The 14,792-nt window shown below is 68.0% G+C and carries 12 protein-coding genes; 6 read left to right on the forward strand and 6 right to left on the reverse strand.

Annotated elements, in window-relative coordinates; translation table 11 throughout:
* Positions 1–53: 53 nt before the first annotated feature.
* From ACIGKQ_RS08695 to ACIGKQ_RS08705, 3 genes are read right to left on the reverse strand one after another with little or no spacing between them, the layout of a single operon-like run.
* Complete coding sequence (locus tag ACIGKQ_RS08695; protein WP_328715022.1) at positions 54–1,559, reverse strand: NAD-dependent succinate-semialdehyde dehydrogenase; 1,506 nt, start codon at positions 1,557–1,559, stop codon at positions 54–56.
* Between the two features lie 2 nt (positions 1,560–1,561).
* Positions 1,562–4,687, reverse strand: coding sequence for an FAD-binding and (Fe-S)-binding domain-containing protein (locus tag ACIGKQ_RS08700; RefSeq protein ID WP_396573224.1), 3,126 nt, complete (start codon positions 4,685–4,687; stop codon positions 1,562–1,564).
* Positions 4,684–6,009 (reverse strand): aspartate aminotransferase family protein, encoded by a 1,326-nt coding sequence (locus ACIGKQ_RS08705; RefSeq protein WP_396573226.1) that lies wholly within the window; start codon positions 6,007–6,009, stop codon positions 4,684–4,686. Before ACIGKQ_RS08705 ends, ACIGKQ_RS08700 begins: the two co-directional genes overlap by 4 nt.
* Before the next feature lie 171 nt (positions 6,010–6,180).
* On the opposite strand from ACIGKQ_RS08705, the gene ACIGKQ_RS08710 reads away from it, so the two are divergent.
* The 4 genes from ACIGKQ_RS08710 (at position 6,181) to ACIGKQ_RS08725 (ending at position 9,505) form a co-directional block, all read left to right on the forward strand.
* Positions 6,181–7,203, forward strand: a complete 1,023-nt coding sequence (locus ACIGKQ_RS08710) for a D-2-hydroxyacid dehydrogenase (protein WP_396573228.1) — start codon at positions 6,181–6,183, stop codon at positions 7,201–7,203.
* 4 nt (positions 7,204–7,207) lie between these two features.
* Positions 7,208–8,179, forward strand: coding sequence for a hypothetical protein (locus ACIGKQ_RS08715; protein ID WP_266063470.1), 972 nt, complete (start codon positions 7,208–7,210; stop codon positions 8,177–8,179).
* A 69-nt stretch (positions 8,180–8,248) separates the two neighbouring features.
* The gene (pyrE, locus tag ACIGKQ_RS08720) at positions 8,249–8,815 is read left to right on the forward strand and encodes an orotate phosphoribosyltransferase (protein WP_266063469.1); all 567 of its coding nucleotides are present in this window, start codon (positions 8,249–8,251) and stop codon (positions 8,813–8,815) included.
* 6 nt (positions 8,816–8,821) lie between these two features.
* Positions 8,822–9,505 carry a TrmH family RNA methyltransferase gene (locus tag ACIGKQ_RS08725; protein ID WP_396573230.1) on the forward strand — a complete coding sequence of 228 codons (684 nt, stop codon included), beginning with the start codon at positions 8,822–8,824 and terminating at the stop codon, positions 9,503–9,505.
* 14 nt (positions 9,506–9,519) lie between these two features.
* Here ACIGKQ_RS08725 and ACIGKQ_RS08730 read toward each other — a convergent pair whose 3' ends face one another.
* Entirely contained in the window at positions 9,520–10,509 is a 990-nt protein-coding gene (locus ACIGKQ_RS08730) for an MOSC domain-containing protein (RefSeq protein ID WP_396573232.1), read from the reverse strand.
* Positions 10,510–10,623: 114 nt separating this feature from the next.
* Here ACIGKQ_RS08730 and ACIGKQ_RS08735 point away from each other — a divergent pair, with 114 nt between their 5' ends.
* Positions 10,624–11,772: a phosphatase PAP2 family protein gene (locus ACIGKQ_RS08735; protein WP_396573233.1), complete on the forward strand. Its 1,149-nt coding sequence runs from the start codon at positions 10,624–10,626 to the stop codon at positions 11,770–11,772.
* A gap of 16 nt (positions 11,773–11,788) precedes the next feature.
* Here ACIGKQ_RS08735 and ACIGKQ_RS08740 read toward each other — a convergent pair whose 3' ends face one another.
* Together ACIGKQ_RS08740 and ACIGKQ_RS08745 are read right to left on the reverse strand one after the other, a co-directional pair.
* Positions 11,789–12,508, reverse strand: a complete 720-nt coding sequence (locus ACIGKQ_RS08740) for a VTT domain-containing protein (protein ID WP_266063466.1) — start codon at positions 12,506–12,508, stop codon at positions 11,789–11,791.
* A gap of 57 nt (positions 12,509–12,565) precedes the next feature.
* On the reverse strand, positions 12,566–13,552 hold the full coding sequence (locus ACIGKQ_RS08745) for a DUF368 domain-containing protein (protein ID WP_372512464.1): 987 nt from the start codon (positions 13,550–13,552) through the stop codon (positions 12,566–12,568).
* Positions 13,553–13,700: 148 nt separating this feature from the next.
* On the opposite strand from ACIGKQ_RS08745, the gene fbaA reads away from it, so the two are divergent.
* Positions 13,701–14,738 (forward strand): class II fructose-bisphosphate aldolase, encoded by a 1,038-nt coding sequence (gene fbaA, locus ACIGKQ_RS08750; RefSeq protein WP_266063464.1) that lies wholly within the window; start codon positions 13,701–13,703, stop codon positions 14,736–14,738.
* The last annotated feature ends 54 nt before the right edge of the window (positions 14,739–14,792 follow it).

Consider the following 14,792-nt stretch of genomic DNA (forward strand, 5'->3'; position numbering starts at 1 on the left):
GGTCTCCTGTCGGGTCGTCCCGGCCGGTGGTGTGGCCGGTGAATACTGGTGCGTCAGCGGGCGATAGGCCGCGAGACATACTTTATGTCGAGAAACTCCTCGATGCCGAGTCGACCGCCCTCACGGCCGAGGCCGGACTGTTTGATGCCGCCGAACGGTGCCGCCGGATTGGAGACCAGGCCGGTGTTGACACCCACCATGCCGACCTGCAGATCCGTCGACAAGCGGTCGGCGCGGTCGATGTCCTGGGTGTAGAGATAACCGACGAGGCCCCAGGGGGTGTCGTTGGCCAACCGCAGCACCTCGTCGTCATCGGACTTCGCGTCACCGCCGGCGGTGCCGAACGGGATTATCGCTGCCACCGGGCCGAAGATCTCGGTGTGCATGAGGTCGGCGGCAGGATCCACATCGGTCAGCACGGTGGGCGGATAGAAATGCCCGGGTCCATCCGGTCGCTCACCGCCGCAGACGATGCGGGCGCCACGCTCGAGTGCGTCGTCGACGAGGGTGGTGACCTTGTCGGTGGCCTTCTGCTCGACGAGCGGACCCACCTGGGTGCCGTCGGCGGCGCCGTCGCCGACGACGAGCCCGCCCATACGTGCCGACAGTTTGTCGGTGAAGGCGTCGAGCACGTCGCGGTGCACAAAGATCCGATTGGCCGCGGTGCAGGCCTGGCCCATGTTGCGCATCTTGGCCACCATCACGCCGTCGATGGCCCGGTCGACGTCGGCGTCGGCGCACACGATGAACGGAGCGTTGCCGCCGAGTTCCATCGACGTGCGCATCACCGTGCCCGCGGCCTGGCCCAGCAGGATCTTGCCGACCTCGGTGGACCCGGTGAAGCTGACCTTGCGGGCATCGCCCGACGTCATCCATTCACCCACCACGGCACCGGGATCGGTGGTGGTCACCACATTGAGGACACCGTCGGGTAGGCCGGCCTCGCGCAGAATGTCGGTGAGCAGCAACGCGGTCAGTGGCGTCAGCTCGGCCGGTTTGAACACCATCGTGCAGCCCGCCGCGACGGCCGGACCGATCTTGCGGGTTCCCATGGCGAGGGGGAAGTTCCAGGGGGTGATCAGGATGCACGGGCCGACGGGCTGTTTGCTGACCACGACCCGGTTGTTGCCGTCGCCGGTGACGGTGTGGTCGCCGCCGATGCGCACGGCTTCTTCGGCGAACCAGCGGAAGAACTCGGCGCCGTAGGCGACCTCGCCCTTGGCCTCGGCCAGTGGTTTGCCCATCTCGGCGGTCATCACCGCGGCGATCTCGTCGACGCGATCCATGATGATCTGATAAGCGCGATAAAGGATCTCGCTGCGGGAGCGCGGTGAGGTCGCCGCCCAATCGGCCTGGTGTGCGGCGGCGGCTGCCAGGGCCAGGCGCGCGTCGTCGGCGGAACCGTCGGCGACCACCGTCAGCGGCGCACCGGTGGCGGGATTCTCCACCGTGAAGGTGGCACCCGAGGCGGCGGGTCGCCATTGGCCGTCGATGAACAGGTCGGTGTGCAGGCGCGCGATGGCCTGCGCGGCGTCCGTGGTGGGGATGGTGGCCGTCATGGTCACGCTCCTTCCTGGTTGTCGGGTGCTGTCGATGAGGGATCGGATTCCGTCGACGGATACCGGGGTTCTGTCGGCGCTGCGGGAGGTTCGCTCGGCGCGTTCTGGGGTTCTGTCGGCGCGCGGGGAGGTGCGGGGGAGCGGGTGAGGAGTTCGGCGAGATGAATTCCGGTGGAACGAATCTCTGGATCGGTCGCGGATAGGTGGTCCACCGACATCGCACAACTGAACCCGTCGGTGATCACCGGGCGCTCGGGTGCCGAACGCAACGCGGGTGCCAGGGCGTTCTCGGCGACCGCGACACTCACCTCGTAGTGCCCACGCTCGAATCCGAAGTTCCCGGCGACGCCGCAGCATCCGTCGGAGGTGTGCACCTGCACGCCGAGTGATTCCAGCACCGTCGCGCCGGTGCGCGCGCCGAACACCGCGTACTCGTGGCAATGCGTCTGCAGCGTCACCGATTCGGGTAGTCCGCTCGGCGTCCACCCCTGCTCGATGAGCGTCGGGAGATAGTCGGCGAAGCTGTGCACCCGCTTCGACACCCGTCGCGCCGCATCGGTGTGGACGAGTTCCGGGAGGTCCTTGCGTAGCGCTGCGGCGCAACTGGGTTCGGGTAGCACGATCGGCCGATCGGTGCCGTCGTCGAGAGCGTCGGCAGTGCGCGTCAACACTTTTCGCGCGTGCTTGAGCTGCCCGGTGGAGATCCAGGTGAGGGCACAGCAGTTGTCCGCGTGGCAGCCGACCTGTGCGCCGGTGGCACCGAGGACGTCGGCGGCGGCCGTGGCGACCTGCGGCCGGAATGCCTGCGTGAACGAATCGATGAACAAGATGACGTCGGAGGTGGAACCGACCTCGGGCAGCGCGCCCAGATGACGCCGCCGATCGCGTCGACGTGCGAAGCAGGGCATGCTGCGGCGCGGGTCGAGTCCCCCGGCCCGGGCGGCCACGCGGCGCAGCGGACTGCGCAGGCTCGCATTGATCATCGGTGCCAGCGCACCGGCGACGCCCAGCCAGGCCGGCATCCAACCCAGGGAGTAGTGCGACAGTGGTCGCCGACGCCCGGCGTAGTGATGGTGGAGGAACTCCGACTTGTAGGTCGCCATGTCGACACCGGTGGGACAGTCGGTGGAGCACGCCTTGCACGACAGGCACAGGTCGAGGGCATCGGCGACATCGGTGGACTGCCAGCCGGATTCGACGTCGGGGGCGGTGCGCACCATGTCCTGCAGCACTCGCGCACGGCCGCGCGTGGAGTCCTTCTCGTCGCGGGTGGCGCGATAGCTGGGGCACATCACGCCGCCCGACGACGCGCGGCACCGCCCGACCCCGATACAGCCCTGGACGGCGTGCACGAACGGGTCGAGCCCCGGGTCGGTCCCGACGCCACTGCTCGGGGCAGCCTGTGTGGGATCGGGGGTGCCGAGATCGAACATGGTCGACCAGGTGCGGGCCGGGACGTCGGCGAGCGCGAGGTCGGCGGTGATCGGCGGCGGATCGACGATGGAGCCGGGGTTGAGCGTGCCGGTGGGATCCCAGATCCGCTTGAATTCCGCGAAGGCGCTGAGCATGGCGGGGGAGTACATCACCGGGAGAAGAGCCGATCGTGCCCGGCCGTCGCCGTGTTCACCGGACAGCGAACCGCCATGGGCCACAACGAGATGAGCGGCGTCGTTGCAGAACCTGTCCATGGTCGCCCGGCCGTCGGCGGTGCGCAGATCGAAGGTGATGCGTACGTGCATGCACCCGGCGCCGAAGTGCCCGTACATCACCCCGGTGAGCCCGTGCCGATCGAGAAGGCCGGTGAAGTCGTCGAGATAGTCGGCCAGTCGGTCCGGGGCGACCGCGGCATCCTCCCAGCCGGGCCAGGACTCGTAACCGCTGTCGACGTTGTCGTCATCGGGGTCGGCCAGGCGTGACGAGAGTCCCGCACCGTCCTCGCGGACCCGCCAGAGGGTCTTGCGGGTCACTGGATCGGGCACCGTGGTGCCGGCGATCATCCGCCCGCCGGCCCGGAGCTCATCGAGCAGTCGCTTCGCGGTGGCCGCCACGTTGGTCTCGGATTTCTGTGCGGCGCTGTGCTCGTCGAGGTCGATGAACAGCCAGGCGGTGCACTCGCGGTCGGAGATGCCGGGCAACGCGCTCACCGTGTCGCGACCACGGCGGGCGGCCATCGTCGCGACGATCTTGCGGTCGATGCCCTCCACCGCCGACGGTGCGTACGGCAGGATGGCGGGCACATCGCGGGCGGCGTCGCTGACGCTGGGGTAGCCGACGCACAGCAACAGTGGACTGGTGGCGACCGGCACCAGCCGTACCCGGGCGGCCACCACCAGTGCGCAGGTGCCCTCGCTGCCAACCAGGGCGCGAGCTATGTCGAAACCGTTCTCCGGCAGCATCTTCGACAGGTGGTATCCCGACACCTGCCGCGGGATGGTCTCCAGGTCGGTGCGCAGGATGGCGAGGTTGCGGGTTGTGAGATCGCGGAGCTGCTCGGTGAGATCGACCGCACGTGCCGCGGCTTCGGCATCGTCCGGATCGGTGGCATGGATGCCGGTGCGGGTTGCGGTGAGCCGCAGCCCGTCGGCGGTGACGAGGTAGAGCTCCTCGACATGATCGGTGGTACGGCCGTGCCGGACTGAGTGGTTGCCGCACGCATCGTTGCCGATGGCGCCGCCGAGAGTCGCACGTGACGCCGACGATGGGTCGGGTGCGAACGTCAGCCGACCGTCGGTGGCCGCCTTGGCCTGTGCGGCCAGCGACGTGAGGACGATGCCGCTCTCGGCGACGGCGGTGCCCGATGCGGCGTCGACGGCGCGCAACCGATCCATGTGCCGGGAGAGGTCGATGACGACGCCGGTGCCGATGGCGTTGCCGCCCATCGACGTCCCGCCGCCACGCGCGATGAGCGGGATGCCGTGCGCGTGGCAGTACGCCGCGGTACACGCGACGTCGACGTCGGTGTGCGGAAAAACCACCGCAATCGGACGAATCCGGTAATTGGAAGCGTCGTAGGAGTATTCGGCACGTCGGCGGGAGGACGCATCGACCTCGAGACCGAGCGCAGCGAGTTCACCGGAGACGTCTACATCTCCGGTGGCTGCCGGCCCCCTGGTGCTGACATCGGTCATCTCTGTCCGAGCGTATCGTCTGCGAACACATCGGACAGCGTTGCGGCGAATCGTTCCAGTCCCAGGGCGATCTCGTCCTCGGTCACCACCAGCGCCGGGATCAGGCGCACCACGTTGCCGGCGGGCCCGCAGGTGAGAGTGAGTAGGCCGTGCCGGGTGGTGGCCTGCTGAACCGCCGCGGCGGCCGCGGCATCGGGCACCGGCACGTCGGCGGCGTCTGTCTTGACGAACTCGATTCCGGCCATCAGGCCAAGCCCCCGGACATCGCCGATCGCGTCGAAGCGCCCGGCGATCTCCTGCAGCCCGGTGAGCAGTTGCTCGCCCCGGACCCGGGCGTTCTCCACCAGATTCTCGTCGCGGATGACGTCGATGGTGGCCACGGCGGCGGCCGCGGCGACGGCGTTGCCGCCGTAGGTGCCGCCCTGCGACCCCGGCCACGCCTTGCTCATCAGTTCGGTGGAGGCGGCGATGGCCGAGATGGGAAAGCCCGAGGCCAGGCCCTTGGCGGTGATGAGGATGTCGGGAGTCAGATCCGACGCGTGCTGATGTCCCCAGAACTTGCCGGTGCGGCCGAAGCCGGCTTGTACCTCGTCGAGGATGAACAGGATGCCGTGGCGATCCGCGCGTTCACGCAGACCCTCCAGGAATCGCGGTGGGGTCGGTAGGTAGCCGCCATCGCCGAGCACCGGTTCGATGAGGAACGCGGCGGTGTCGTTGGGTGCAACGCGTGACTGCAGCAGGTAGTCGAGCTCGCGCAGCGCGAAGTCGACGGCGGCGTCGGTGCCCCAGCCGTAGCGGTAGGCATACGGGAACGGTGACATGTGCACGCCGGACATGAGCGGTGAGAACCCGGCCGAGAAGCGGGTGCCCGCTGTCGTGAGGCTGGCCGCGGCGACGGTGCGGCCGTGGAAACCGCCCTGGAAGACGATGATGTTGGGTCGGGCGGTGGCCATCCGGGCCAACCGGATGGCGGCCTCGACGGCCTCCGATCCGGAGTTGGCGTAGAAGACCGAATCGAGACCCAGGGGTAGCACGCCACCGAGCTTCTCGGTCAGTTCGAGCAGCGGCTGATGCATCACCGTCGTGTACTGGGCATGGATGATCTTGGTGCACTGCTCCTGCGCTGCGGCGACCACGCGCGGGTGGCAGTGACCGGTACTGGTGACGCCGATACCGGTGGTGAAGTCGAGGTAGTCGTTGCCGTCGGTTCCGCGGATCCACGAGCCCTGCGCATGGTCGACGACAACGGGCGTGGCCTGCTTGAGCGCGGGACTCAGCGACGCGGTCTGGGCGGTGTTCATGGCTTCGGCAGTGACGGTCATGCGTACACGGTGACGGTCGATCGTCGGATTGTCAACAATTAGACATCGTCCCTGGTCCGGCGCGTGCAGAGGAGGGTTTCCGGCCGCAGTTCCGGATTCCGGCTTGGCGTCCGAACTGCGGCCAGAACCCATAGGTGCGGCCAGAACCGCGGCGCCTGGTTACGGTGAGGCGTGGCCACACAACGACCGACCATCGCGATCCTCGGGGCCGACGGCGTCCCGGAGCCCGCCAACCTCGATCAGATCTCGGAGCTCGCCACCATCCGACCCTGCACCGCGCAGACCTTGCCCGCGGCGCTGAGCGGAGCCGATGTGCTGCTCGTGTGGGACTTCTTTTCCCGTGCGCTGAAGGACAATTGGGGTCCCGCGACCGCCGATCTCCGTTGGGTGCACGTATGCGCCGCCGGCGTCGACTCGCTGTTGTTCGACGATCTGCGTCGCTCTGACATCGTCGTCACCAACGCCGCCGGTGTTTTCGATCAACCCATCGCGGAGTTCGTACTGGCCTCGATCTTCGCCCACCACAAGCAGTTACACACCTCCAAGCGGTACCAGCGCGAGCGCGTGTGGCGGCATCGGGAGACCACGCGTACCGAGGGGACGTCGGCGCTTGTCATCGGCACCGGTGGGATCGGGCGCGCCACCGCCCGGTTGCTGCGGGCCGCGGGCATCCGGGTCACCGGGGCTGGCCGTACCGCCCGCACCGACGACCCCGACTTCGGCGCAGTTGTCGAGACCGCGCAGCTCGCCGACCATGTCGGTGACGTGGACACGGTCGTGGCCATCGCCCCGTTGACCCCGCAGACCGAGCGGATGATCGACGCCGCCGTGCTGGCCGCGATGCGACCTGACGCACACCTCATCAACGTCGGGCGCGGTCAGCTTGTCGACGAACCGGCCTTGATCGACGCACTGAGGTCCGGCGACATCGGTGCGGCCTCGCTCGACGTGTTCACCGACGAACCGCTCGACCCGTCGAGCCCGCTGTGGGCGATGGAGAACGTCGCCATCTCCCCGCACATGAGCGGTGACGTCGTCGGATGGCGCGACGTACTCGCCGAACAGTTCCTCACGAACCTGCGGCGCTACCTCGATGCGTCCGTACCGTTGGCCACGGTGCTCGGCAACGTCGTCGACAAGGACCGGGGTTATGTCGCCGGCGCTACACGCACCGGCGGCGATAGTAGGCTGTAGCGCGATGACCATCGTGTATTTCGTGATCGCCGTGTTGGCACTCGCCGGTGCGGTCGCCCTGTTGTGGCTCGACCGGCAGCGTTCGAGTGCTGTGCGGCATCGGCGAGCGGTCTGGGGGGACCAGCACGAGTTCAAGTTCCGTGAAACGGACACCAAGCTGCGCAAGGTCTTTCACCGCGCGACGATGAACGTGCCCGACCGTGTGGCAGTGCAGGACGTCGCATACGGGCACTACGCCGGTACCGAGGCGGCGGTGTTCGACCTCGCCGAAACGGCCACCGTGGTCGCGGTACGGCGTTCGACCCCGTCCCCGGTCGTGATCGACCTTCGCCACGAGGACGTCCTGGCGCCGGCCGAAGAAGACGTGGAGCTGCTGGGCGCGATGGGTCCGCGTGTGATGTTCTCCAACAATCTCGACGTGGCGCGTCGTGTCTGCGATCGGCGCATGGTGGCGTTGGCCAACAACGCCCCGCCGTTCATCGAGGTGCTGTGGAACGAGGGCAACTGGGTGCTCGGCTCGATGCCGCTGACCACCGAAGACGCTCAGCTCGACACCGGGCTCGAGGTGGTCCGCAGGTTCGCTGATCTGTTGCGCGTGCTACCCCCACTGGTCGATCCGCAGGATGCCCCGGACCCCCGCGACCCGCACGGCCCCACACGCGCCGAACTGGCCGACGAGAAGACCGAGTCGATGCGCGACAAGCAGCGCCGCGCGCGGATCGAGGCCGACAAACCCGCAGCTGCTGCCGCCCCGCACCAGCCGCCCACCGCGGCGCCCGAGCCGTCGACCGCCGAGGGTGACGCGGTGTCACCCGCGCCGACACGAGCCTGGAGTCAAACTCCGGAATCGGCACCCGGACGGCGCATGCAACCGATGCCTGTGCGTCGGCCGGGACCTGACGGGCGTCGTCCCTACGACATGCCGCCGGGCGCCACCCCTCCCCCCGATCGTCCCAACCGTCACCGCAAAGGCTGATGTCGTCGGCCTCGCGGCGCGCGTCGGCGCACCCGTGACCGTCCAACACTTGCAGAAATGAGCAGCGTCATGTCTTCGTCAGCGTCCGCACCCACCGTCGACGACCGCGCCCGAACCCGCCTGGCCGAACTGGTCACCGACCTGGCCGTCGTGCACGGGCGGGTGACGTTGTCGTCGGGCAAACAAGCCGACTACTACGTGGATCTGCGGCGAGCCACGCTGCACCACGAGGCGTCGCGGCTCATCGGGCAGCTGATGCGCGAACTCACCGCCGACTGGTCGTATGACGCGGTCGGTGGCCTCACCTTGGGGGCGGACCCGGTCGCCACGTCGATCATGCACGCCGACGGCCCGGCCATCGACGCCTTCGTGGTGCGCAAGGCCACCAAGACCCACGGCATGCAACGCCGTATCGAAGGTCCCGACATCGCCGGGCGCGCTGTGCTCGTCGTCGAGGACACCTCCACCACCGGTGCCTCACCGTCCGCTGCGGTCGAGGCCGCGCGGGAGGCCGGCGCCACGGTCATCGGAGTGGCCACCGTGGTGGACCGGGCGACCGGCGCCGACGAGGTGATCTCCGCCCTCGGGGTGCCCTACCGGTCGTTGCTCGGCTTGCCCGATCTCGGCCTCGGCTAGGTCCGGATGGAGCGACCCACGACCGTGGAGGAAACCGGACCCACCGAGTGGCAACCGCGGTCGACGCCGTCGGTCGGAGTGGGGCCGTGGATCGCCGAACACGACGCCCCGGCACCCACCGACGCCCGCTACGACCCCGAGCTGCTCGCCGACGGCGACACCCGCAACGTGGTCGACGCCTACCGGTACTGGACGCGCGACGCCATCGTCGCCGACATCGACTCCCGGCGTCACCCCTTCCACGTGGCCATCGAGAACTTTGCGCACGACGCCAACATCGGCACCGTGGTGCGCACCGCCAACGCCTTCGCGGCGGCGGCGGTGCACATCGTCGGCCGACGGCGGTGGAACCGGCGCGGCGCGATGGTCACCGACCGCTATCAGCATCTGATGCACCACGATTCGGTGGCCGAGCTGATCGACTGGGCCCGAGCCGAGGGACTCGCCGTGGTCGCCGTGGACAACACGCCGGGCGCGGTTCGCCTCGAGACGGCCGACCTGCCGCGCGACTGTGTGCTGCTGTTCGGGCAGGAAGGCCCCGGAGTCAGCGACGACGCCCAGACCCACGCCGACCTCACCGTGTCGATCGCCCAGTTCGGCTCCACCCGCAGCATCAATGCCGGTGTGGCGGCCGGGATTACGATGCACGCCTGGGTGCGTCAGCATGCCGATCTCGGGACGGCGTGGTAAGCGCAGCCGATGCGTCAGCCGCGACGCAGCAACTCGGCGACCCGGTTGGCGGAGTCGAAGGCCAGCACGCGGCCGCGCCGGGCCAGTCGTCGTGGCGCCGACGGTGGGCTCGGCGGTGTGATCGTCAACGAGTCGCCCACCCGGACCCGGCCCGACCGGATGACGTCGGCATACACGCCGAGGTAGCGGTCGGCGGTCGTGGCGACCGCACGGGTCAGACCGGCCTCCACCGGTAGGCCCACATGTGCCCGGCTGGGCACCACGCAGCGCACCGTCCGCATCACCACGCGCATGCGTGCGTCACCCAGGTCCAGGGTGGCGTCGGGCCACCGGGCCTCCGGGAGGCCGTCGGCGCCGAAGTCGCCGGCGAGTATCAGGTTCGGCCGGAACCGTCGGGGATCGAGGTGCTCGATACCCATCGCGGCGGCGATGGTGGCCACGCTCGTCTCGGTGATGATATGCACCGGACACAGATCGACGAACGTACCCGGCGGGGTGGCGTTGCGGGTCAACGTCGACAGCGCGCGGGCATTCATGTCGGAGACCTTCGGCAGCTTCTCGTCGGACGCGATACCCAGATCGCGGGCGAGCGCCCCCGGGGTCAGCGACGTCATCCGCTCGCGCCACGACAGCCGGTGCGCGCGCGGATCGTCGGGCAGGGGGATCAGGCGGACATCGCGGTCGAGTCGCGCGGACACGGCGGAATGGATCTGCGGGTCGTCGCTGTGATGCTCCGAGCCGTCGGGAGCGGTGAGGATCACCGCCGGTACCCGCCCCGGGCCCGCGTCGGGGCCGGGTGGCGCCGCGAACCGCGCGGAGAATCCCAAGACGGCGGGCAGCCGTCGAGCCGAGATGGTGGTGTCGCGTTCGACATCATGCAGGGCCCACAGCCGATCACCATGTACCCCACGGGGTCTCAACTCGAGCGACTCGAGCGACTCGCCACCCATCGACTTCACTGGATGGCGCCACAACTCGGTGATACGACACGGTGTGCTGCTCATCGGTCCCTGCTCTCCGGCGATTGCCCGCAACTGTGCCCGCGGCGGTGGGTCGCGCCCACGGTAACCGATCGTTCACTTGCGCAACCAACGTCCGGGACGGAAGAGTGATCACCCGTGTCGACCTCGCGCCTACGCCCCGCGCTCATCTCCGTACTGACTGCTCTGACCGTCGGTCTCGGTCTCGTCTCCGGGGGAGTCGCCGCGGCCGCGCCCACCCCGGTGGCGGCGCCGGCGGCGTTCACACCCGCCCAGCTCATCAGAGCGTACCCGTCGGACTATCCGCCGGGCGGGACGTACGTGCCGGTCCTGGACGGCTTCGATGTTCTGCGTGAACAGCGCCCCGACATCATCGACCAGAATCTGCGCACCGTCATCCGGATCAACAACTCGGCCACCCCGGCCCAGCAGGCCGACGCGATCGCGATCAACTACGACGATCGGCTGACCTCGTTGTCCGAAGCGCTCGGGAAGCGGCTCGGGCCGGTCTTCCGCAAGCTGCTCGCCGACGGCCGGGTGCCGAAGGTCGCCGCGCTCACCGAGGGCTACACGGCACGCGCCATGCTGCCGCTGGGCACCACCCTGATCGAGAAGGAGATCTTCGGCAACCCGCGTCCGTTCGTGGTGGCGCCCGGAAAGATCGAGCGCTACAACCGGCCGGGCGAGGACCTCTACGCCGACCTCGGCGGGAACGGCTCCTATCCGTCCGGACACACCAGCATGGGCTACCTGTTCGGTGGACTGATGGCGTACTGGTTGCCCGAACTCGGCCCGCAGATCATCGCCCGCGCCGGCGAGATCGGGCTGGGCCGCATCGTGCTCGGAGTGCACTACCCGCTCGACGTGATGGGCGGGCGGATCATGGCCACCGATCTCGTCTCGGCTCGATTGTCCGACCCGGGCTTTCGGTCCCTCGTCGAGCAGGCGGGACGTCAGCTTCGAGCCGAACTCGAACGTGCCGTCGGTGGGTCGCTGACGCGTTTCATCGCCGCGGACACCCCGTACATGAGCACGCAGCAGGCGGTGGCCGAGCATCGGCGGATGATGACCTACGGCTTCGCCAAGACGGCGCCGGCTCAGCGCAACCAGATCCCCGCATCGGCGGCGGCCCTGCTCGCGAGCCGATTCCCGGGTCTGACCGACGCGCAGCGTCTCGACATCTTGCAGCGGACCGCGATCGACCCCGGCTATCCGCTCGACAAGTCGGGCAGCGACGGCGGGTGGCTGCGGATCGATCTGGCTGCGGCGTACGCCTACACCCCGTAGCCGCCGGCGCGGAAGCTTATGAGGTCCGCTTCTCCGGCGTCTCCACCTCGAGCGTTTCCTCGACGACCGGCTTGCGGGAACGCAGGAACCGCTTGGCGACCTCCGCGATGATCGGGACCACCGAGACGAACACGATCAGCAGGAAGATGATGTCGATGTTGTCGCGGATGAACGCGATCTGCCCGAGGAAGTATCCGAGCAGGGTGACACCGGCGCCCCACGCGATCGCGCCGACCACGTTGTAGGTGAGGAACACCGGGTAACGCATTTTGGCAGCTCCCGCGACCAGCGGGGCATAGGTGCGCACGATCGGTACAAAACGTGCCAGGAAGATCGTGATGGGCCCATGCTTTTCGAAGAACTCGTGGGCCTCGAAGATATAGCGCTCTTTGAGCACCTTCGCGTTCGGTCGGAACAGCGAGTATCCGACGCGGTTGCCGATGAGGTAGCCGACCTGGTCGCCCAGGAATGCCGCGATCGGGATCGTCACAAGCAGCACCCACAGCGGTGCGAACGGTTCGATGTCGGTGGATTTCGCGGCGACGATCAGCCCCGCGGTGAACAGCAATGAATCGCCGGGCAACAACGGGAACAGCAGCCCCGACTCGATGAACACGACCAGCAGCAGGCCGGCGAGGATCCAGGTGCCAAACGAGTTCAGCAGATTCACCGGGTCCAGAAACCCCGGCATCAAGGCGAGGTTGGTCGTGGTGGTGGCAAGGGCGGTGTCGATCACGACGAACCAATGTACTCGCGCAACCGGAGCGGAAGGTACTTCTGCGCTGGGAGTCGGCTAAGGGGTGGCTGTGACCGAAGCCTCGGCGTCGGTGGAGTAGACCTTGTGCTGGACGAGTGCCACCAACCCCACCACGACTGCACCGAGGACGAACAACCCGAGCGCACCGGGCCAGTCGTCACCGACGCCCATCAGGCCTCCCTCGTCGGTCTGCCACGGCCACAGCGCCCGTAGCGAACCCAGCAGAAGGCCGGCGGCCGCGATCATGGCGGTGGTGTGATGGTGTTCGAGCAGCCATTCGAGCACGCGCACAAAGGTCACGATGCCCAGTAGTGCGCCTAGGGCGAAAACCGACAGATACTGCAGGTCGCGGTCGTCGACAGCGGCCATGGTGGGTGCGTAGATGCCGACCACCAGCAAGAAGAACGAACCCGACACACCGGGCAAAACGAGCGCACACACGGCCACCGCCGCGGCGCAGAACACCAGGACCAGCGGCGGATCGGCGATCTCGCTGCGCGGTAGCGAGGTGAGCACGAACACGGCGACAGCCATCATGGCGAACACTGCCGCGGCGCGGCCCTTGGCGCCGCCACCGTCGAGGTCGCCGGGCCGGACCTCGAGGAACGGGATCGCGACCGAGGCGGCGATCATGCCCATGAAGAGCGCCTTGGAGTAGACGGGCTGCTCTGTGACGAACGTCTCCATCACGCCGGCGATGGAGAAGACGGCGATGAGCATGCCAATCGCGACCGGGATGAGCAACCACCAGTCGACCTGGCGGATCTGGGCCCGCCAGTCCGAGCGCAGGACCACCGCCCGCGGGACGTCGGTGAGGTGTTTGGCCGATGCGATCAGCCGGCTGTAGATGCCGGTGACCAGTGCGACCGTTCCGCCGGAGACACCGGGCACGGTCTCGGCCAGTCCCATCAGACCGCCGCGCACCACGTTGGCGACGGTGACACCGGCCGACGGACGGTGATTGTCGGGAGATGGACGATCCTGCGGTACCCGTTTCTCCTTTGACGACGACACGGTTGCCATCGTAACGGTCAAACCGGGCGGGCCGAGCGTCGGCGGAACCGAGCCCGCGGGTCCACCTGCAGCCGCAACAGCGCGCCGCGCACCTGCCATACTGAGACGCGATGGCAGCTCGCGCCTGCGAGAACCCTACGTTCGAAGGATTTCGTCGATGCCCATTGCAACTCCAGAGCAGTACGCAGAGATGTTCGACAAGGCCAAGAAGGGGGGCTACGCGTTCCCCGCGATCAACTGCACGTCGTCGTCGACGATCAACGCAGCCATCAAGGGTTTCGCCGATGCCGGCAGTGACGGCATCATCCAGTTCTCCACCGGTGGTGCGGAATTCGGTTCCGGCCTCGGCGTGAAGGATATGGTCACCGGCGCGGTGGCGCTCGCCGAGTTCGCCCATGTGGTGGCCGCCAAGTACGACGTCACCATCGGTTTGCACACCGACCACTGCCCCAAGGACAAGCTCGACACCTACGTGCGTCCGCTGCTCGCGATCTCGCAGGAGCGCGTCGACGCCGGGAAGAACCCGCTGTTCCAGTCACACATGTGGGATGGCAGTGCCGTGCCGCTCGACGAGAACCTGGAGATCGCGAAAGATCTGCTCGCGAAGGCGGGCGCCGCCAACATCATCCTGGAGATCGAGATCGGCGTCGTCGGCGGTGAAGAAGACGGTGTGGAGAACGAGATCAACGACAAGCTGTTCACCACGCCCGAGGACTTCGAGAAGACCCTCGACGCGCTGGGCGCGAGCGACACCGGCAACCGGTACCTGCTCGCCGCGACCTTCGGGAACGTGCACGGCGTCTACAAGCCGGGCAACGTGAAACTGCGTCCCGACGTGCTGAACACCGGCCAAGAGGTCGGGGTCAAGAAGCTCGGTCTGGCCGAGGGCGCGAAGCCGTTCGACTTCGTCTTCCACGGCGGATCGGGCTCGCTGAAGAGCGAGATCGAGGAGGCCCTCAGCTACGGCGTCGTGAAGATGAACGTCGACACCGACACCCAGTACGCCTACACCCGTCCGGTCGCCGGGCACATGTTCGAGAACTATGACGGCGTGCTCAAGGTCGACGGTGACGTGGGCAACAAGAAGACCTACGATCCGCGCGGCTGGTCGAAGAAGGCCGAGACCTCGATGTCGGAGCGTGTGGTGGAGGCCTGCACCGACCTCAAGTCGGTGGGTAAGTCCATCAGCGCCTGAACGACCCGCGTAACCACTCGACAGCGCCCGGTTCGCCGGGCGCTGTCGGCCGTT

Source organism: Gordonia sp. NPDC062954 (genome assembly GCF_044543825.1).
Taxonomy (GTDB): Bacteria; Actinomycetota; Actinomycetes; order Mycobacteriales; family Mycobacteriaceae; genus Gordonia; species Gordonia tangerina.

Excerpts from the sequence above, each read along its gene's own strand:
- ACIGKQ_RS08695 (WP_328715022.1), bottom strand. The coding sequence starts at position 1,559 with ATGACGGCCACCATCCCCACCACGGACGCCGCGCAGGCCATCGCGCGC.
- ACIGKQ_RS08700 (WP_396573224.1), bottom strand. The coding sequence starts at position 4,687 with ATGACCGATGTCAGCACCAGGGGGCCGGCAGCCACCGGAGATGTAGAC.
- ACIGKQ_RS08705 (WP_396573226.1), bottom strand. The coding sequence starts at position 6,009 with ATGACCGTCACTGCCGAAGCCATGAACACCGCCCAGACCGCGTCGCTG.
- ACIGKQ_RS08715 (WP_266063470.1), top strand. The coding sequence starts at position 7,208 with ATGACCATCGTGTATTTCGTGATCGCCGTGTTGGCACTCGCCGGTGCG.
- pyrE (WP_266063469.1), top strand. The coding sequence starts at position 8,249 with ATGTCTTCGTCAGCGTCCGCACCCACCGTCGACGACCGCGCCCGAACC.
- ACIGKQ_RS08725 (WP_396573230.1), top strand. The coding sequence starts at position 8,822 with ATGGAGCGACCCACGACCGTGGAGGAAACCGGACCCACCGAGTGGCAA.
- ACIGKQ_RS08730 (WP_396573232.1), bottom strand. The coding sequence starts at position 10,509 with ATGAGCAGCACACCGTGTCGTATCACCGAGTTGTGGCGCCATCCAGTG.
- ACIGKQ_RS08745 (WP_372512464.1), bottom strand. The coding sequence starts at position 13,552 with ATGGCAACCGTGTCGTCGTCAAAGGAGAAACGGGTACCGCAGGATCGT.
- fbaA (WP_266063464.1), top strand. The coding sequence starts at position 13,701 with ATGCCCATTGCAACTCCAGAGCAGTACGCAGAGATGTTCGACAAGGCC.